Raw genomic sequence first — 18,137 nt, forward strand, 5'->3', positions numbered from 1 at the left:
GGGCAGTTCCGGGAGGTTACTTCAGCGTGCGGATGATGAACTGCGCCTCGCGCTGCCAGACATCGCGGGCGGCGATGATCTCGTGGCCGCGGCCGGGCAGGGGGAGGAAGGTCTTGGGCTCCACCGCCGCCGCAAACAACTCCTGCCCCGAGGCATAGGGGACGACCTGATCCGCCGTGCCGTGCTGGATGAAGAGGGGGGCATGGATGGCGGCGATATGGTCGATCGACAGGAACTTGTCCTTCATCAGAAGACCGACCGGCAGATAGGGGAAGCGCCCCTTGGCCACCTCCAGCGTCGAGGCATAGGGCGCGTCGAGCACGACCGCGCCGACCGATCCCGCAGGCAGCCGGGCTGCCAGTTGCACCGCCACCCCGGTGCCGAGGGATTCGCCCACCAGCACGATCCGCCCCGGCGCCGTGCGGGCGGCGAGCCAGTCGTAGGCGGTGCGGGCATCGGAAAGGAGACCCGCCTCGCTGATCTGGCCGCCGCTGCCGCCAAAGCCGCGATAGGACAGGAACGCCGCGCCGAACCCGCGCGACTGGTAATAGGCCAGCCGCGGGGCGCGGTCGGCGATCGTGCCGGCATTGCCTTGAAAGAACAGAAGACTCGGCCGACCCGGGGCAGGGGCCGCATACCACAGGACGAGGTTCACGCCGTCCGGGGCCACCAGCCGCTCCACCGTGACGTGACGCAGGCCGACGCTGGCGGGCGCGGGGTTGTCATGGCCCGGCTGGTACTGGATCTGGCGCTGGCAGGCGTAAAGCCCGGCGAGCGAAAAGACGTAGAACAGCAGGATCATCCGCGCCAGCCGCCGCAGAATGCGCCGCGCAAACCACATCACAAATACCGAGGCCAGGGGAAATTCCTTTCGGGGGGCTTGAAACCGATGCAAAGGCAACACCTTCCGCATCACTTTCTCTTGTCGTAGCCCCTCTAATATGGTTTCAGAGGACGCAGAAACAACGGGATTCTGCCTGTCTCTCGGGCACGTCCTAAAAGGCGGCGGGACAGCCGCGCATGGAACGGGAACTGAACATGAGTCTTCTCACCCCCCTTCGCGGTCTTTCGTCTCTGGCGCTGACCCTGGGCACGGCCTCGGTGACGGCCTTGACCCTGGCCGGCGCGGCCTCGGCCGAGGCTCTGCAGGAAATCGGCGTGCCGCATCCGGCCGGAATCGGCTTCCAGCCGGCTGCGACCCCCATCGCCGTCCAGGCCCAGGGGCTGGAAAGCATGATCATGTGGATCATCGGGGCGATCACGCTCTTCGTCTGCGCGCTTCTGCTCTTCGTCATCCTGCGCTTCAATTCCAAGGCCAACCCGACCCCGGCCAAGTTCACCCACAACACGCCGATCGAAGTGGCATGGACGCTGATCCCGGTCGTGATCCTGGTCTTCATCGGCTCCTTCTCGCTGCCGGCGCTGTTCGACCAGATGGAGATTCCGAAGTCGGACCTGACCATCAAGGTCACCGGCAACCAGTGGTACTGGAACTACGCCTATCCCGAGGCCAATGTCTCCTTCGACTCCGTCAAGCTGGAGAAAGAGGACCTTGCGGCCAATGGCTACAAGGAAAGCGACTATCTTCTGGCCGTCGACAACCCGCTGGTCGTTCCGGTGAACGCCATCGTCAAGGTCGAGATGACCGGCGCCGACGTGATCCACGCCTGGGCCGTGCCGGCCTTCGCCGTGATGCACTCTGCCGTGCCGGGCCGCCTGGGCGAGACCTGGTTCAAGGCGACGCAGGAAGGCATCTACTTCGGCCAGTGCACCACGCTTTGCGGCCAGGGCCATGCCTATATGCCGATCGAAGTGAAGGTCGTCAGCCAAGAGGCCTATGACAAGTGGCTCGAAGGCGCCAAGACCGGAAATTACCAGCTGGCCTCGAACTGAGGCGCTGTACCATAACGCTGGCGAGAGGCCCCCTTCTGACGAGAGATCGTCGTGCGGGGGCCTTCGTTCTTGCAGGCTCTGAGGTGAACGCATGACCGACATCCAGTCTTTTGGCGAGCAGACGGCCGGTGACCGGGTCGAGGCGGGCGCCGCCGAGCCGGGCTTTTCCGACTTCGTGCAGCTGTTGAAGCCGCGCGTCATGTCGCTGGTCGTCTTCACCGCGCTGGTCGGCATGATCGTGGCACCCACGCAGCTGCCGCCGGTCGCGGCCTTCACCGCCATCCTGTTCATCGCCCTCGGCGCCGGCGCCTCGGGCGCTTTGAACATGTGGTGGGATGCCGATATCGACGTGGTGATGAAGCGCACCGCCAGGCGCCCGATCCCCGCGGGCCGCATCCAGCCGGGCGAGGCGCTGGGGCTGGGGGTGACCCTCTCGGTCGCCTCGGTCATCATGCTGTGGCTGGCGACCAACCTCGTCGCGGCGGCTTTGCTGGCCTTCACCATCTTCTTCTATGTCGTGGTCTATTCGATGTGGCTGAAGCGGTCGACGCCGCAGAACATCGTGATCGGCGGTGCTGCGGGGGCTTTCCCGCCGATGATCGGCTGGGCGGCGGCGACGGGTTCGGTCTCGCTCGAGGCGTGCCTGATGTTCATGCTGATCTTCATGTGGACCCCGCCGCACTTCTGGGCGCTGGCCCTCTTCATGAAGGAAGATTACGCCAGCGCCGGCGTGCCGATGCTGACCGTGACCCATGGCCGCAAGGCGACGCGCCGGCACATCATGGTCTACACGATCCTTCTGGCCCCCTTCGCGCTGGCCTTGGGCTTCACCTCGATCGGCGGGCCGGTGTATCTGGCGACAGCCGTCGTCTTGAACCTCGGCTTCCTTTACGGCGCCTGGGCGATCCTGCGCCGCGATGAGGACATGGCTTCGGCCGACAAGTACAAGGTCGAGAAGAAGGTCTTCACCTTCTCGCTCCTCTACCTCTTCCTGCATTTCGTGGCGCTCTTTGCCGAGGCGGTGCTGCATGGCCTTGGACTGGGAGCCTGGTGATGTCCTTCAAACCTGACCACGAACTGCATGGCCGCCGCCTGTCGCGCAATGTCGGCGTCGGCGTGGCGCTGGCGGCTTTCGTCATCCTCTCCTTCTTCCTGACGGTCGAGAAGGTGACCCATGGCGACCCGATGCATGCGATCCAGGGCAAGGGCGCCGTCAACCCCGACGGCACGCCGATCGTGCCCTCGAACACCCCGGTGCAGGATCTGAACTGATGTCCGAGATGACCCCCCAGAAGCGGACGGCAGCCTGGCTGGCGCTGGTGGCGCTGGTCATGGTCAGCCTGTCCTTCGTGGCCGTGCCCTTCTATTCCTGGTTCTGCAAGACCACCGGCTTTGGCGGCACGACTTCGGTCGCCAAACATGCCCCGGCAGAGCCCTTGGACCAGACGGTGAAGGTGCGCTTCGACGCCTCCAAGGACCGCGACATGCCCTGGACCTTCAAGCCCTTGCAGACCTCGATGACGCTGCGGATCGGCGAGACGGGGCTGGCCTTCTACGAGGCCTCCAACCCGACCGATCATGTCGTGGCCGGGCAGGCGAGCTACAATGTCACGCCGGATGCGGCGGGCGGCTATTTCACCAAGATCGCCTGTTTCTGCTTCACCGCGCAGATCCTGAAGCCCGGCGAGACCGTGCAGATGCCGGTGACCTTCTACGTCGACCCTGCCATCGTGAAGGACCGCGAGGGCAAATATGTCAACGAGATCACGCTGTCTTACACTTTCCACCAAATACCGCTGGATGTGGCAGAGGCGGCTCTTGCCCCTGACGCCTCCAAGCCCGTAAACTGAACCAGAAGAAACGAGGGAGCCCAAGCGATGGCAGACCACGCCCACGCCAAGAACCACGACTACCACATTCTGCCACCGTCGATCTGGCCCTTTGCGGGCGCCTTCTCGGCCTTCGTCATGCTGTTCGGCATGGTGATCTGGATGAACCACGGCTCGACGACCCGTGGCACGCCCTTCATCGGGCTGATCGGCCTGCTGGGTGTCTTGTACACCATGTATGGCTGGTGGTCTGCCGTGATCCACGAGGCCAATACCGGCGACCATACCCCGGTCGTCCGCATCGGCCTGCGCTATGGCTTCATCATGTTCATCATGTCGGAAGTCATGTTCTTTGCCGCCTGGTTCTGGACCTTCTTCAAGCACCGCATGTATCCGATGGTCCCGACCGTCGATGCGAGCGGCGCCACCGTCTGGCCGCAGTCGCCCGTCGTCGACGGCGTCTGGCCGCCGGCCGGGATCGAGATGTTCGACCCCTGGCACCTTCCGATCATCAACACGCTGATCCTGCTCTGCTCGGGCGCTGCCGCGACCTGGGCGCACCATGCGCTGGTCCATGACAACAACAACCGCCGCGACATGAAACAGGGCCTGATCCTGGCCGTGATCCTCGGCGTCATGTTCACCTTCTTCCAGGCCTACGAATATGCCCATGCCGGTTTCGGCTTTGCCGGCAACATCTACGGCGCCTCTTTCTTCATGGCGACCGGCTTCCATGGCGCGCATGTGATCATCGGCTCGATCTTCCTGCTGATCTGCCTGATCCGCACCTATCAGGGCGACTTCACCCCCGAGGCCCATATCGGCTTTGAGGCGGCGGCCTGGTACTGGCACTTCGTGGACGTGGTCTGGCTGTTCCTCTTCGCCGCCGTCTATGTCTGGGGCGCTGCCTGATCCAGCGGCGATCTGCCTGGACGCGCCGGGAGGGTTTCACACCCTCCCGGACCCTCCCGTGGGATATTTGGGGACCAATGAAGGGGGGCGCGGTTTCTGGCGCCCCCCTTTCCTTTGGAGAAGATGATGCGGCGGATGATCGGACCTTTGCTGGTGGGTGTGATCGGGGTCTTGATCCTGATCTCGCTGGGTGTCTGGCAGCTGGAGCGGCTGAGTTGGAAAGAGGCCAAGATCGCGGCGATCGAGGCGATGCTGGTGCAGACGCCGGTGACTTTGCCGCAAGTGGTGACGATGGAGGCCGACCGCTACCGCGGGGTCACGCTGACCGGGCGCTATACCGGCGAGGCGGCCTTCAAGCTGGACAGTCTGGCCGACCGCGGCCCGGGCAAGCGGGTGATCGCGGTCTTTGCCACGCCGGAGGGGCGACGCGTGCTGGTCGACCGCGGCATCTGGCTGGACGGCACGATCGCGACGCCCGGCCTGGCGCATGATGCCGTGGTGGCCGGCAACCTCGACTGGCCGCAGGAGGCCGACAGCTACACCCCGCCGCCGGATCAGAAGACCGGCCTCTGGTTTGCGCGGGACGTTGCGGCGATGGCCGCCGCCTTGCGGACCGAGCCCACACTTATTGTCGCGCGTGTGCCGACCGGTGACGGGATCATACCGGTGCCTCTGGACACTTCGGCTATTCCCAACGACCACTGGCAATATGCGATGACGTGGTTTTCCCTCGCGATCGTCTGGTTCGTGATGACAGTCTTTCTGTTGTGGCGTATCAGACAGCAAAGTTCGAAGGCGGCATGATGCGATATATCTCTACCCGGGGGACCGCTCCGGTCCTGAATTTCGGCGAAGCCATGATGACGGGGCTGGCACGGGACGGGGGGCTTTATGTGCCCCAGTCGGTGCCGGTCTTCACCAAGGCGGCCTTTGCGGCCCTGGCCGGGCGGCCCTATGAGGAAATCGCCTTCGCCGTGATGAAGCCCTTCATGGGCAATACCTTCCGCGACGACGAATTCCGCGGCCTGATCGCCAAGGCCTATGCGGGCTTCGGCCATCCGGCCCGCGCGCCGCTGAAGCAGCTGGCGCCGAACCATTTCCTGCTGGAGCTGTTCCACGGCCCGACCCTGGCCTTCAAGGACTTCGCCATGCAGCTCATCGGGCAGATGATGCAAGCGGCGCTGGCCCGCAGCGGCGAGCGGATCACCATCGTGGGTGCGACCTCGGGCGATACCGGCTCGGCCGCGATCGAGGCGTTCCGGGGCCTGGCCAATGTCGATGTCTTCATCCTCTTCCCGCATGGCCGCGTCTCCGAGGTGCAGCGCCGCCAGATGACGACGCCGACCGAATCCAATGTCCATGCCCTGGCGATGGATGGCGATTTCGACGATTGCCAGGCCCGGGTGAAGGACATGTTCAACGACTTCGCCTTCCGCGAGGATGTGCGGCTGGCCGGGGTCAACTCGATCAACTGGGCGCGGGTGCTGGCGCAGGTGGTCTATTACGTCTCCTCGGCGCTGAGCCTTGGCGCGCCGGAGCGGGCGGTCAGCTTCACCGTGCCGACCGGCAATTTCGGCGACATCTTCGCAGGCTATATCGCGCGCGCGATGGGGCTGCCGATCAAGCAGCTGGTGATCGCCACCAACCAGAACGACATCCTCGACCGCGCCCTGCGCAGCGGCATCTACGAGACGAACGGGGTGAAACCCTCGATCTCGCCCTCGATGGACATTCAGGTCTCCTCCAACTTCGAGCGCGCCCTCTTCGACGCCTATGGCCGCGACGGCGCGGCGGTGGCGGCGCTGATGGAAGAGCTGAAGACCGGCGGATTCCGGATCAGCCAGGGCGCCTTGCAGATGCTGCGCAGCACCTTCGCCTCGGGCCGCTGTTCGGAGGCCGAGACCTCGGCCACGATCAAATGGACCCAGGCCGCGACGGGCGAGCTTCTGTGCCCGCACGGTGCCGTGGGGGTGAAGGTGGCCGAGGAGCATCTGGGCGCCGCCCCGATGATCACGCTGGCCACCGCCCATCCGGCCAAGTTCCCCGATGCGGTCGAGGCGGCCTCGGGCATCCGTCCGGCGCTGCCGGCGCGGATGGCCGACCTGTTCCAGAAGCCGGAACGGGTCACAAGAGTGCCCAATGACCTTGGCGCGCTGCAATCTCTGGTCCGCGAAAGGATCGCCCTTTGACTCAACGCCTGACGACGCTCGACAATGGCCTGAGGATCGTGACCGAGGATATGCCGGGGCTGAAATCCGCCTCGGCGGGGATCTGGGTCACGGCGGGTGGAAGGCACGAGCGGCCCGAACAGAACGGCATCGCGCATTTTTTGGAACATATGGCCTTCAAGGGCACCGAGCGGCGGACCTCCTTGCAGATTGCCGAGGAGATCGAGGATGTGGGCGGCTATATCAACGCCTATACCTCGCGCGAGATGACGGCCTATTACGCCCGCGTGCTGCAGAATGACGTCGGGCTGGCGCTGGATGTGATCGGGGATATCGTTCTGAACCCGGTCTTCAACGACAGCGATATCGAGACCGAGCGCCATGTGATCCTGCAGGAAATCGGCCAGGCGCTGGACACGCCCGATGACATCGTCTTCGACTGGCTGCAGGAGGCCTCCTATCCGGGGCAAAGCTTTGGCCGCACCATCCTCGGGCCGGAGGAGCGGGTCTCGGGCTTTGGCCGCAAGGATCTGCAGGGCTTCGTGGCCGAGCGTTATGCGCCGGGCCAGATGATCCTCTCGGCGGCGGGGGCGGTGGACCATGACGCCATCGTGGCCCAGGCCCGCGCCATGTTCGGCGGCATCGCGGCGCGCGGCGAGCTTGGCTATGAGACGGCGCGCTTCGCGGGCACCGAGCGGCGCGAGGTCAAGGATCTGGAGCAGGTCCACTTCGCCCTGGCGCTGGATGCGCCGGGCTATCGCCATCCGGATGTCCATACCGCCCAGGTCTATGCCACCGCGATGGGCGGCGGCATGTCGAGCCGCCTGTTCCAGAAGATCCGCGAGGAGCGGGGCCTCTGCTATTCGATCTTCGCCCAGGCCGGGGCTTACGAAGATGCCGGGCAGATGACGATCTATGCCGGGACTTCGGAGGACGAGATCGGCGATCTGGCGACGCTCACCATCGACGAGATGAAGCGCGCCGCCGAGGACATGTCGGAGGCCGAGGTCGCCCGCGCCCGGGCCCAGATCAAGGCCGGGATGCTGATGGGGCTGGAAAGCCCGTCCTCGCGGGCCGAGCGGATCGCGCGGCTTCTGGCAATCTATGGCCGGGTGCCCGATGTCGACGAGGTCGTGGCACGGATCGATGCGGTGACCACCGCCGATGTCCGCCGCTTTGGCGAGAGCCTGTTGCAGGCCGGGACGGCCCTGGCGCTTTACGGCCCCGTGGCGGCCGCGCCGGGGCTGGAGGCCTTGCAGGAAAGGCTGCGCGCCTGATGTTTGGCCTGCACAAGAAGCCGAGGATCGAGACCGAACGGATGACGCTGCGCCTGCCGGCGCATCAGGATTACCGGCAATGGGCGGCGCTCCGGGCGATCTCGAACGACCATCTGGTGCAATGGGAGCCGGTGCGGGCGCCCGACCATCTGACCCGCAAGGCCTTTACCAACCGAGTCTATTGGGCGGGAAGGGCCGAGGTGCAGGGCACGGCGCTGGCGCTGATGCTGATCCGGCGCGAGGACAATCTGCTGATCGGGGCGATCACGCTGGACAATATCCGACGCGGCCCGGTGCAGGCGGGCACGCTCGGCTACTGGATCGGCGCGCCTTTCGCGCGGCAGGGCTATATGCGCGAGGCGATCCAGTCGGTGGTCCATTACGCCTTCCAGGTGATGGACCTGAGCCGGATCGAAGCCGCCTGCCTGCCGGAAAACGCCCCCTCGCGCGGGGTGCTGGAAAAGACCGGCTTCAAATACGAGGGCGTGGCGCAGAGCTATCTGCAGATCAACGGGCGCTGGCGCAACCATGTGCTCTACTCCAACCTGCGGCACGACCGGCGCGGCAAGACCGAGACGGGCTGAGGCGACAGGTTCTGGTAGCCGGGGGCTTTGCCCCCGGACCCCCAGGATATTTATGGACCAATGAAAGGGGCAGGGGTGGAGCCTTTGATCCTGATGCTGCGCGGGGTGAATGTCGGGGGCCGCAACCGCCTGCCGATGGAGGATTTTCGCGCTCTGCTGAAGGGTCTGGGCCTGTCGCAGGTGCAGAGTTTCATCCAGAGCGGCAATGCCGTGGCTCTCGGCATCCGAACCGGGCTGGAGGCGCGGGTCGGCGCGGCGCTGGCGGCCCATGGCATCGCGACCCCGGTCTTTGTGCTGGGGCTGGAGGAGATGGCCGCGGTCCTGGCCGCCAACCCTTTCGCGGCAGAAGGGGCGGTCGATGGCGCCAAGGTGCATATCCTGTTCCTGAAGCCCGGTGCCGTGCTGTTGCCCGGCCTCGAGGCGCTGGCGACCGCGGGCGAGCGGTTCCATCTGACGGAGGCCGCGCTTTACCTGCACACGCCGCAGGGCTTTGGCACCTCGGTCCTTGCGGCCAAGCTGGCGCGCCACCTCAAGGGCGAGGCGACGGGCCGCAACCAGCGCTCGGCCGAGGCGATCCTGGCTCTGGCCCGCTCCGTGACGCCGATGACGGGAACGTGACCGCCGCGGCGGCGCGCGTCGTGGCAGGGTTTGCCCATGCGGTGGCTTCTGGCGCTTTTCCTTCTGATGCCCTTGATGGCGCGGGCCGAGACCCCGCGCTCGGACTGCGTGGCGCTGGCCGACAGCGGGCAGGTCACCTTCGTGCGTTATGGCGCGCCCCTGCCCGAGGGCGAGGTGCGCATCCGCTACCTTGGCCATGCGATGTTTGCGCTGCAGACCCCGGGCGGGTTGATGGCGATCACCGATTACAACGGCAAGACCGGCAACCGCGACGTGGTGCCGCAGATCGTCACGATGAACAACTACCATGACACGCATTACACCGATCACCCCGACCCGCGCATCCCGGTCGTGATCCGGGGCTGGGGGCCGCCGGGCCAACCCGCCGCCATCGACCTCGACCTGGGCGAGTTGCGCATCCGCAACGTGACCTCTGACCTGCGCGGGCCCTTTGGCGAGGGCGCGCGGCAGGATGGCAATTCGATCTTCATCTTCGAGGTGGCGGGGCTGTGCCTCGTCCATCTGGGGCACCTGCATCAGATCCTCAGCCCGCAGCAGAGGGCGGCGATCGGCCGGGTCGATGTGCTGATGGTGCCGGTGGACGGCGAATATACCATGTCGCAGGCGGCGATTGCCGGGGTGACGCGGTCGCTCCACCCCCGGCTGGTCCTGCCGATGCATTGGTTCACGCCCGAGGTTCTGGCCCAATACCTCGCCGATCTGCAGCCCGATTACCCGGTCCGTAGGCCTGCCAGCGCCGAGATCACCGTCTCGCGCGCCAGTTTGCCGGCGACGCCCGAGGCGGTGGTGCTGACGCCCGCACCTTTCCCGTGATGCTTTCCCCTCCGGCCATCTGCCGTTAAGACGGGGGCAAGGAGACCTGCCATGCTCAACCCCGCCGATCCCGCCTTCCTGAATGACCTCGAGGGCCAGCTGCCGCCCGGCACCCTGCGCCCTGCCGAGCCGCGTTACCTGGAAGAGCCGCGCGGCAAGTGGAAGGGCCAGGCGGCGGCGGCGGCCTGCCCGGCCTCGACCGAGGAGGTCGCCGTGATCCTGCGCGCCTGTGGTGCGGCAAGGGTCGGCGTCGTGCCCTGGGGCGGCGGCACCGGGCTTGTCGGGGCGCAGGTGATGACCGAGGGGCCCCTGCCACTTCTGTTGTCGCTGGAGCGGATGAACCGGGTCCGCGGCGTCTACCCGCAGGAGAATGTGCTGCTGGCCGAGGCCGGGGTGATCCTCGCCGATGTCCACAAGGCGGCCGAGGCGGCGGGCCGGCTCTTCCCCTTGACGCTGGCAAGCCAGGGTTCGGCCCGGATCGGCGGCAATTTGGCCACCAATGCCGGCGGGGTCAACGTGCTGCGCTACGGCAATGCGCGCGAGCTTTGTCTCGGGCTCGAGGCGGTTCTGCCCGATGGCAGCATCTGGCACGGGCTGAAGCGGCTGAGGAAGGACAACACCGGCTATGACCTGCGCGGGTTGCTGATCGGGGCCGAGGGCACCTTGGGCGTCATCACCGCGGCCAGCCTGCGGCTGTTCCCGATCCCCAAGGCCGAGGGTGCGGCCCTGATGGTGGTGCGCGATCCCGCGGCGGCGCTGACGCTGCTGGCGCTTGCGCAGGCGCAGCTTGGCCCGGCGGTTTCGGCTTTCGAGCTGATCTCGGGCATGGGGCTGACCTTCCTGGCCGAGACCCTGCCGCAGATCCGCCAGCCCTTTGCCGAGGTGCCGGAGTGGATGGTGCTGGTCGATGTCGGCCTGTCGGAGGGCGACCCGCAAGAGGCGCTGACAACGCTCTTCGCCGCAGCCCTGGACGAGGGCCTCGTCTCGGACGGGATCATCGCGCAATCGGGCGCACAGCGCGCGAGCCTCTGGGAGCTGCGCGAGACGATCCCGCTGGCCAACCGGGCGGTGGGTTCGGTCTCGAGCCACGACATCTCGCTGCCCCTCGGCGAGATTGCCGCTTTCATCCGCGATGCCGGGCCGGAACTGGCGCGGCTTGGCGATTGGCGGATCAACTGCTTCGGCCATCTCGGCGACGGCAACCTGCATTACAACGTCTTCCCGCCCAAGGGCCTGAAGCCCGCCGCCTTCAAGGCGATGACCGGCCCGGTGCAGGATCTGGTCCATGCCATGGTCGTGGCGCGCGGCGGCTCGTTCAGCGCCGAACATGGCCTTGGCCGCCTCAAGGTGGCGGATCTGGAGCGTTACGGCGACCCCGCCAAACTTGCCGCGATGCGGGCGATCAAGGCAGCGCTCGACCCGCAGGGCATCATGAACCCCGGCGCCGTGCTGCGCTGACCCTTGCCCTTTCATCCAGACGGAAATATCCCCGGGAGGGTCTGGGAGGGCAGGCAGCCCTCCCAGCCTTTGGGAAGCAGGCCATCCTGTCAGACCGCAGCCTTCCCAAAACGCCGCACGCCCTGCCGGAGAAACCGACAGGGCGCTGGGGTGGGGTAGGTGGGTCACGTGTTGCAAGCAGCGCCCATCCGATCGGGTGAACCGGACAAGACTGGTTTATGCCGATTCGGGTTAGCAAATGGTAAACGCCCCTCGACAGGCGCCGGGCCTCAGCGCCGCGTCCAGCTCAGCGCATGGCGCCCGGGGCCGGTGCTGGCGAGGATCAGCAGGCCGCCGGCGATCGACCAGTTCTTCACCATGATCGTCACCTGCCAAGGATCGGCGCGCAGCTGCCAGTGGAAATAGCTGGTGAAGATGCAATAGCCCGCCATCACCAGCGCCCAGATCGGCACGAAAGGCCCGAAGATCAACCCAAGGCCCGCGATCAGGTCGAACACGGCCACCGGCCAGACCAGCGCCTCTGGCAGGCCGATCCCGGCCAGCATCCGCATCACCGGCGCCGGATCGGTGACCTTCTGCACCGCGCCGCCGAAGAACAGGATCGCGATCAGCATCCGGCCGATGAGATTGCCAAGGTCTTTCATGCCCCAAGGCTGACAGAGCGCCCCCCGCCCGGCAAGCCGGGGCCTCATGTCGCGCTTCACTTCCGCGTGTGGGGCGGCACAGCCTCAGATCCCGTCAAAGGCGCAAAGCGCGTGGACCTCCATGCCCATCGCCTCCAGCTTCTTACGGCCACCCAGTTCGGGCAGGTCGACCACGAAGGCGCAGCCGATGACTTGCGCGCCCAGCCGCTCGATCAGGCGGATGCCGGCCTCGGCGGTGCCGCCGGTGGCCAGCAGGTCATCGACCAGCAGGACCTTCTCGCCCGGCAGCATCGCATCGTCATGCACTTCGACCACCGCCTCGCCATATTCCAGCTTGTAAGCCTGAGAGATGGTCTGCCCCGGCAGCTTGCCCTTCTTGCGGATCGGCACGAAGCCGGTCGAAAGCTGATGCGCCACCGCCCCGCCGAGGATGAAGCCCCGCGCCTCCAGTCCCGCCACCTTGTCGATGCGCAAACCGGCATAGGGCGCCAGCAACTGGTCCACGCACATCCGAAAGCCGCGCGGATCGGCGAAAAGCGTTGTGACATCGCGGAAGAGGATGCCCTCATGCGGGAAATCCACGATGGTGCGGATGTAATCTTTCACACTCTTGGCGGCGGCGGGCTTTTGCATCGGAGGTCCTCAGATCAGGTCGGGTTTCGATACCATGAGCCAGAAGATCGCCACAAGCGCCGCAAAGGCGGGAAACCCCAGCGCCACCCAGATCCGGTAAAGGCGGCGCGCAGGCGCGGGCACCGGGCCATCGGCCGGGGCGGCGCGGCAGAGATCGCGGATGCGCAGTTGCAGATGGACGACCGGGGCCCAGGCGGCAAAGGCGATCAGGTACAGCGCATAGGCCGCCAGAAGCCAGGGCGCGGTCGGGGAGAACCCGGTCAGATGGATCAGCCAGAGCCCGGTCAGCGGCTGGATCACGCCCGCCGGCGTGGTGAAGAGCCAATCCGCCATCACCACGCCCGCAGCCGTCTGCGCGACCTGTCCCGCCGTGCCCCGCCGCATCACCCAGACCATCTGGAAGGCCGTGCCGATCCCGGTGCCGAACAGTACGGTCGAGGACAGGATATGCAGCCATTTGGCGGTGGCATAAGCGTCCATCACCGCTCCTCCGCCAGGGAGAGATGGGTCAGGATCAGGGCAAGGATCGGCAGGTTCTTCAAAAGCCCGCCGAAAGGGTCAAGCCAGAGGCCGGGGGCGAGGCGCGTCAGCCCGACCGTATAGCCACCCACCAGCGCCAACTGCGCCAGGGCGACCGCGCGCGGTCTCAGGTCGCGGAGCAGCGCCCAGGCCAGCGCCAGATCCAGCAGGCCAAAGGCGCGGGCGAGCCAGAGCGGGGCATGCACCATCGGAAAGCTCTCGGGCGGCAGCAGCAGCCCCAGAAGCCCCGAGACCAGCCAGAGCAGCGCGAGTGTCAACCGGATGAGCGGCTTGATCAGGTAAAGCCGCGCCTGCCAGAGGTCCTGCGTGCCCGCAGGCCGGGCGAGGGTGAACGCCGTCACCCCCCGCGCCGGATTGCCCGCCGCCGGATTGTCTAGGCCCGGGTGGCTCAGCACGCCCCGCGTCAACTGCGCCACGGCGGTGGCCGAGATCGGCCCGAGGCGGAGCGCATCGCCAAGCCGCCCCGCCGCCCACGCCAGAGGCAGCGGCACCCGCACCACCGGCTGATCGCGCAGCCCCAGCCAGCGGCGCAGCAGCAGGGTCAGGTCCTTCAGCGTGATCACCTCCGGCCCGCCGACCTCGTGCAGGCCGGGGGTGCCCAGAAGGGAAAGGGCGCGCGCTGCCAGATCCGCGGCATGGATCGGGTTGAACAGCTGGCGGCCGTCGCCCACGACCAGGGTGGCTAAGGGCAGGGCGGCAAAGGCGCGCAGGGCGCTCGACCCGCCATAGGAGGTGTCGGCCAGCACGAGGCCGGGGCGCAGGATGGCATGGCCCGCAAACAGCGCCTCGGATTCCCGGCGCCAGCGGGCGAAGGGTGTGTCGGCCTCGATCCCGATGGCCGAGATCAGGAGGGCGCGGGCATCGGGGCCAAGCGCCGCCAGCGCTGCGGCGGGGGCCGCGACATGGACGGCGCGGAACTGCGCCTCGGTCCCGGTCAGCAGGCCCGCGGCGTCGATCAGGTCGGCGCCCATGAGATGCGGGCGCCAGAAGGCGGGATCGTGGGTGGCGGGGTCGGTCAGGTCGGCCTTCAGCGTGGCAAAGCCCATCCGGGCCAGCCGCTCGGGCCTGCGGGCCTGGGCCAGCACCTCCACCCCCCGGGCGCGCAGGTGAAAGGCGATGTGGCGGCCGATGAAGCCATCGGCGCCGAGCAGAAGCACCCGGCTGACCGGGTGCGCCACCTTAAAGCACCCGGCCCGCCACGGCGTCGAGCCGGGCCAGAAGGTCGGGGTCACGCTTGGCCGGCGCGGTCATCAGGGCATGGGTCAGGGCGCGGTCGCAGCCGCAGGGGCAGGGCGTGGGACGCGCGGCCAGATGCTCGGGCAGGCCCGCCACCAGAGCGCGCGCCTTGTCGGCATTGGCGGTCAGGGTCGCGATGACCTGGGCCACATCGACCGCGCCATGGCCCTCGTGCCAGCAGTCGTAATCGGTGACCATGGCGACGGAGGCATAGCAGATCTCGGCCTCCCGCGCGAGTTTGGCCTCGGGCATGCCGGTCATCCCGATCACATCGGCGCCCCATTGCCGGTAAAGCCGGCTCTCGGCGCGGGTGGAAAATTGCGGCCCTTCCATCGCCAGATAGGTCGCCTCGCGGTGCAGGGTGATGCCCGCCCCTTCGGCGGCCTTGGCCACCGCCGCGCCCAGCCTTGCGCAGGTCGGATCGGCCAGCGAGACATGGGCGACGCAGCCCGGGCCGAAGAAGCTCTTCTCCCGCGCGAAGCTGCGGTCGATATATTGGTCGACCAGCACGAAATCCCCCGGCTTGTAGTCGAGCCTGAGGCTCCCCACCGCCGAGACCGCGATGATATCGGTGCAGCCGAGCCGCTTCAGCGCATCGATATTGGCGCGGTAGGGCACGGAGGTGGGCGTGTGGACATGGCCCCGCCCGTGACGCGGCAGGAAGGCCATGGCCTGACCTTTGATCCGCCCGGTCAGAACCTCGTCCGAGGGGGCGCCCCAGGGGGTGGTGACCGAGAGCCATTGCGGCTCCTCGATCTCGCCCAGCTGATAGACCCCCGAGCCGCCGATCACGCCGATCCTGGGGGTGACTTGGGGGGGCATGGCGGTCTCCTTGGGGTTGCTTGGCCCGAGGGTAGGGGAGGGCACGGCGGGAGTCTATCGCCTCTGCCCCGGTGAGGGCGGGATTTTGCGGCGGGGGTGAAGTTTTGGGCGAGGGAGTGTGAAAAGGCACGGGCTTTGCACGCGTGCAAGGTTAGGTAAGTGGTTGGTATGGCGTGGTTTTGTGAATTTTCTTCACGTTTTGTTAACCGTGGCACGGGTCCGGATCATGGTTCTTCACGCAAAGCGGCCATTGCGTTTGGCGCAACGCGCAGGCGTTTCATCTTGGCGACAGGGATGTCCACATGATCAGCGCGGCGGCGGGCGCATCAAAGCTTTGGCGTCGGGGCGGGGCATGGCCTAGGCTGGGCCTTGGCAGGCAGAGGAGGCAAGGCGGAATGGACAGGATGCTGGCTCAGGTGCGGGCGGCTTTTGCCGGGGTGGCGGCGGCGGAGCCCTTTCTGGCCGATTGGCCCGATATCGGGCCGCGGCGGGAGGTTGCGCCGGTCTCGCTGCCGGTCTGCCGCTGGCTGGAGGGGATGACGGGCTCCGGTGTGGCAGAAGGCGATGAGGCGGCGGGCGCAGGCGAAGGGGGCGCGGCCTTCGGTGCGGCGGTGGCGGGGGCGCTGGCCGCGATCCGCCAGGCGGCGCCGGGCCTGCGCTGGCAGCAGACCTATGGCGCCGCGGATTTCGGGGCGGATTTCCTGCAGGCCTATGGCTGGTGCGAGTTCATCGGGCTTCGTGGCCCGCTGGCCAGCGAGAAGATCGCCTGTGGGGTGCTGCTTCTGGGGCCGGGCGTGACCTATCCCGCCCATGCCCATGCCGCCGAAGAGGTCTATCTGCCGATCCATGGCGTGGCGGAATGGCAGCAGGGCGACCGGCCCTTTGCGCCGGTGCCGGTGGGCCAGGCCATCCACCACGCGCCCTGGGTGCCCCATGCGATGCGGGTCGGGGCAGAGCCTCTGGCGGCGCTCTACCTCTGGCGCGGCGGCGATCTGGCGGCGAAATCGGTGATCCTGGGGAAATAGGGCACGCGGGCTGACCCGCGCGCGTCGGGTCTGGATTAAGTCGGGCCTAGATGAAGGTGATCAGGCTGGCATGGGCGGCATCGACCCCCACCAGCAGGATCGTATCCCCGGCGGTCCCGTAATGCACGGTCGTGTCATGGCCCACCGTGGTCACGGTATGGGCGAGGCCGGGGGCGAGGTCGATCTTGTCCTCGGCGGTGTTGAAGCCGGTGACGCGGTCATGCCCGTCGCCCTGCACAAAGACGAAAGTGTCGAGGCCGGACCCACCCGCCATCGTGTCATCGCCGGTGCCGCCGTTCAGCCGGTCTGCATTGTTGCCGCCGGACAGCACATCCGCCCCGCTGCCGCCCAGCAGCGTGTCATTGCCGTTGCCCCCCTCCAGCGTGTCGCGGCCGAGGCCGCCGCTGGCGTAATCCTTGCCATCGCCGAGGAAGACGTGGTCATTGCCGCCCCCGGTCAGGAACCGGTCATTGCCGCTGAGGTTGACTGGAATCCCGTCGCCCGATTTCGAGGTGGAGAGCAGGATGTCCTGCCCGGCATTGCCGTGGTATGTCCAGCCGAGGCCGTAGAACAGGTTCTCCAGCGCGGCGCTGTCGGTATGGGTCAGCTCTGCCTGAATGGCGTTGCTCAGGGTCAAGGCATTCATGTGAAAGCCGGTGAGGGCGGCCACCTGTTGCCCGTTGGAGAAGGCGTCGAGTTCGGTCAGGGTGCCGCCGGTCAGATAGTAATTGCCCGCCGTGCCACCATGGGTGATCCCGGTGCCGCGCACGATGAAGCTGGCCGATCCGCCGGTCGACAGGTCCACCTCGGTCGATGTGACATGGGTGATGGTCGAAAAGAGCGTCGCCCCGTCGATGAAGCCGAAGACCTGGGCAATGCTGCTGGAGAAACCGGCGGAAAAGGTCACGGTGGGCATCAAAAACTCCCTTGGGTTTGCAAATGACTTTGGCCGAGGCTAGCCGGAGATCTGCGGTTTGCCCAGCGAATTTGCCCGGAAAGTGTCCTGCGAAGGTCCGGTCCGCGTCAGCGCGGCCGGTCGAGCGGCAGAAGCTCGGTGATGACGGCATAGTCCTTGTAGCCGAGCCTGGTCATCGGGCGCACCTTGGTCAGGTCGAAGCGGCCGTTGCTGAGGTATTCGTCGCGGATATGGACGCCGGTGACGGTGCCGATGATCAGGAAATCCGCGCCGCCTTCCAGCGCGACGACCTGCTGCAGGCGGCATTCCAGCGTGGCGGGAGAGAGGGCGACGCGCGGGCAGTCGATGGTGGTGCATTCGGCCTTCTCGACCGCGGCATGGGCGAACTCGTCCACCCCGCGCGGCAGATGGGCGGAGGTGGCGTTCATCTGGTGCCAGAGCGGTTCGCTGACCATGTTGGTGGAAAAGACGCCGGTGTCCTCGATGTTGCGCAGGGAATCCTTGCGGTCGCAGGCGAAGATGACCTGGGGCGGGGTATAGGCCACGGCGTTGAAGAAGGAATAGGGGGCGAGGTTGTCGCCGAAGGCGCCGCGGGTCGCGATCCAGCCGATCGGGCGCGGGGCGACGATGGCGTTGAAGGGCGAATGCGGCAGGCCGTGTCCGTCGGAGGGTCGGTAAAACATGGGAGCCTTTCAGGTGTTTGGCCGAAGCTTAGGCGCGGAGGGGGCAAAGCGGAAGGGGGCCTCCG

Annotated in this window: 21 protein-coding genes; 13 read left to right on the forward strand and 8 right to left on the reverse strand. The window is 66.9% G+C overall.

Annotated features, from left to right (window positions below; translation table 11 throughout):
- Positions 1 to 16: 16 nt before the first annotated feature.
- Entirely contained in the window at positions 17 to 841 is an 825-nt protein-coding gene (locus tag AC1DZT_RS09940) for an alpha/beta hydrolase (RefSeq protein WP_478006466.1), read from the reverse strand.
- A 197-nt stretch (positions 842 to 1,038) separates the two neighbouring features.
- Here AC1DZT_RS09940 and coxB point away from each other — a divergent pair, with 197 nt between their 5' ends.
- The 12 genes from coxB to AC1DZT_RS10000 all read left to right on the forward strand — a co-directional run bounded on the left by coxB (position 1,039) and on the right by AC1DZT_RS10000 (position 11,573).
- A complete protein-coding gene (gene coxB, locus AC1DZT_RS09945) occupies positions 1,039 to 1,893 on the forward strand; it encodes a cytochrome c oxidase subunit II (RefSeq protein WP_478006467.1) in 855 nt (284 codons plus the stop codon).
- 91 nt (positions 1,894 to 1,984) lie between these two features.
- Positions 1,985 to 2,947: a heme o synthase gene (gene cyoE / locus AC1DZT_RS09950; RefSeq protein WP_478006468.1), complete on the forward strand. Its 963-nt coding sequence runs from the start codon at positions 1,985 to 1,987 to the stop codon at positions 2,945 to 2,947.
- Positions 2,947 to 3,165 (forward strand): hypothetical protein, encoded by a 219-nt coding sequence (locus tag AC1DZT_RS09955; protein ID WP_478006469.1) that lies wholly within the window; start codon positions 2,947 to 2,949, stop codon positions 3,163 to 3,165. The genes cyoE and AC1DZT_RS09955 overlap by 1 nt, the downstream gene beginning before the upstream one ends.
- Positions 3,165 to 3,743 (forward strand): cytochrome c oxidase assembly protein, encoded by a 579-nt coding sequence (locus AC1DZT_RS09960; RefSeq protein ID WP_478006470.1) that lies wholly within the window; start codon positions 3,165 to 3,167, stop codon positions 3,741 to 3,743. The genes AC1DZT_RS09955 and AC1DZT_RS09960 overlap by 1 nt, the downstream gene beginning before the upstream one ends.
- A gap of 27 nt (positions 3,744 to 3,770) precedes the next feature.
- Entirely contained in the window at positions 3,771 to 4,634 is an 864-nt protein-coding gene (locus AC1DZT_RS09965; RefSeq protein WP_478006471.1) for a cytochrome c oxidase subunit 3, read from the forward strand.
- Between the two features lie 135 nt (positions 4,635 to 4,769).
- Positions 4,770 to 5,438, forward strand: a complete 669-nt coding sequence (locus AC1DZT_RS09970; protein ID WP_478006472.1) for an SURF1 family protein — start codon at positions 4,770 to 4,772, stop codon at positions 5,436 to 5,438.
- Complete coding sequence (gene thrC, locus AC1DZT_RS09975; protein WP_478006473.1) at positions 5,438 to 6,823, forward strand: threonine synthase; 1,386 nt, start codon at positions 5,438 to 5,440, stop codon at positions 6,821 to 6,823. Before AC1DZT_RS09970 ends, thrC begins: the two co-directional genes overlap by 1 nt.
- Positions 6,820 to 8,079 carry a M16 family metallopeptidase gene (locus tag AC1DZT_RS09980; RefSeq protein ID WP_478006474.1) on the forward strand — a complete coding sequence of 420 codons (1,260 nt, stop codon included), beginning with the start codon at positions 6,820 to 6,822 and terminating at the stop codon, positions 8,077 to 8,079. The genes thrC and AC1DZT_RS09980 overlap by 4 nt, the downstream gene beginning before the upstream one ends.
- Entirely contained in the window at positions 8,079 to 8,663 is a 585-nt protein-coding gene (locus tag AC1DZT_RS09985) for a GNAT family N-acetyltransferase (protein WP_478006475.1), read from the forward strand. Before AC1DZT_RS09980 ends, AC1DZT_RS09985 begins: the two co-directional genes overlap by 1 nt.
- 75 nt (positions 8,664 to 8,738) lie before the next feature.
- Entirely contained in the window at positions 8,739 to 9,281 is a 543-nt protein-coding gene (locus AC1DZT_RS09990; protein WP_478006476.1) for a DUF1697 domain-containing protein, read from the forward strand.
- Positions 9,282 to 9,317: 36 nt separating this feature from the next.
- Positions 9,318 to 10,115, forward strand: coding sequence for an MBL fold metallo-hydrolase (locus AC1DZT_RS09995; RefSeq protein ID WP_478006477.1), 798 nt, complete (start codon positions 9,318 to 9,320; stop codon positions 10,113 to 10,115).
- Positions 10,116 to 10,166: 51 nt separating this feature from the next.
- Positions 10,167 to 11,573, forward strand: a complete 1,407-nt coding sequence (locus AC1DZT_RS10000; protein ID WP_478006478.1) for an FAD-binding oxidoreductase — start codon at positions 10,167 to 10,169, stop codon at positions 11,571 to 11,573.
- Positions 11,574 to 11,842: 269 nt separating this feature from the next.
- On the opposite strand, the gene AC1DZT_RS10005 is transcribed toward AC1DZT_RS10000, so the two are convergent.
- From AC1DZT_RS10005 to AC1DZT_RS10025, 5 genes are all read right to left on the reverse strand, one after another.
- Complete coding sequence (locus AC1DZT_RS10005) at positions 11,843 to 12,217, reverse strand: DoxX family protein (protein ID WP_478006479.1); 375 nt, start codon at positions 12,215 to 12,217, stop codon at positions 11,843 to 11,845.
- Positions 12,218 to 12,301: 84 nt separating this feature from the next.
- Positions 12,302 to 12,850: an adenine phosphoribosyltransferase gene (locus AC1DZT_RS10010; protein ID WP_478006480.1), complete on the reverse strand. Its 549-nt coding sequence runs from the start codon at positions 12,848 to 12,850 to the stop codon at positions 12,302 to 12,304.
- Positions 12,851 to 12,859: 9 nt separating this feature from the next.
- Entirely contained in the window at positions 12,860 to 13,330 is a 471-nt protein-coding gene (locus AC1DZT_RS10015; RefSeq protein WP_478006481.1) for a DUF2269 family protein, read from the reverse strand.
- Entirely contained in the window at positions 13,330 to 14,568 is a 1,239-nt protein-coding gene (locus AC1DZT_RS10020; RefSeq protein WP_478006482.1) for a DoxX-like family protein, read from the reverse strand. Before AC1DZT_RS10020 ends, AC1DZT_RS10015 begins: the two co-directional genes overlap by 1 nt.
- Position 14,569: 1 nt before the next feature.
- Positions 14,570 to 15,448 carry an S-methyl-5'-thioadenosine phosphorylase gene (locus tag AC1DZT_RS10025; protein WP_478006483.1) on the reverse strand — a complete coding sequence of 293 codons (879 nt, stop codon included), beginning with the start codon at positions 15,446 to 15,448 and terminating at the stop codon, positions 14,570 to 14,572.
- A 395-nt stretch (positions 15,449 to 15,843) separates the two neighbouring features.
- Between AC1DZT_RS10025 and AC1DZT_RS10030 the strand changes: the two genes are divergently transcribed.
- Positions 15,844 to 16,473 carry a dimethylsulfonioproprionate lyase family protein gene (locus tag AC1DZT_RS10030; RefSeq protein WP_478006484.1) on the forward strand — a complete coding sequence of 210 codons (630 nt, stop codon included), beginning with the start codon at positions 15,844 to 15,846 and terminating at the stop codon, positions 16,471 to 16,473.
- A gap of 46 nt (positions 16,474 to 16,519) precedes the next feature.
- Here AC1DZT_RS10030 and AC1DZT_RS10035 read toward each other — a convergent pair whose 3' ends face one another.
- Both AC1DZT_RS10035 and AC1DZT_RS10040 read right to left on the reverse strand, forming a co-directional pair.
- Positions 16,520 to 17,389 (reverse strand): calcium-binding protein, encoded by an 870-nt coding sequence (locus tag AC1DZT_RS10035; protein WP_478006485.1) that lies wholly within the window; start codon positions 17,387 to 17,389, stop codon positions 16,520 to 16,522.
- Positions 17,390 to 17,496: 107 nt separating this feature from the next.
- Positions 17,497 to 18,072: a flavin reductase family protein gene (locus AC1DZT_RS10040; protein WP_478006486.1), complete on the reverse strand. Its 576-nt coding sequence runs from the start codon at positions 18,070 to 18,072 to the stop codon at positions 17,497 to 17,499.
- Between the last annotated feature and the right edge of the window lie 65 nt (positions 18,073 to 18,137).

The sequence above is a fragment of the Rhodobacter sp. P1_C2 genome, from assembly GCF_056406375.1.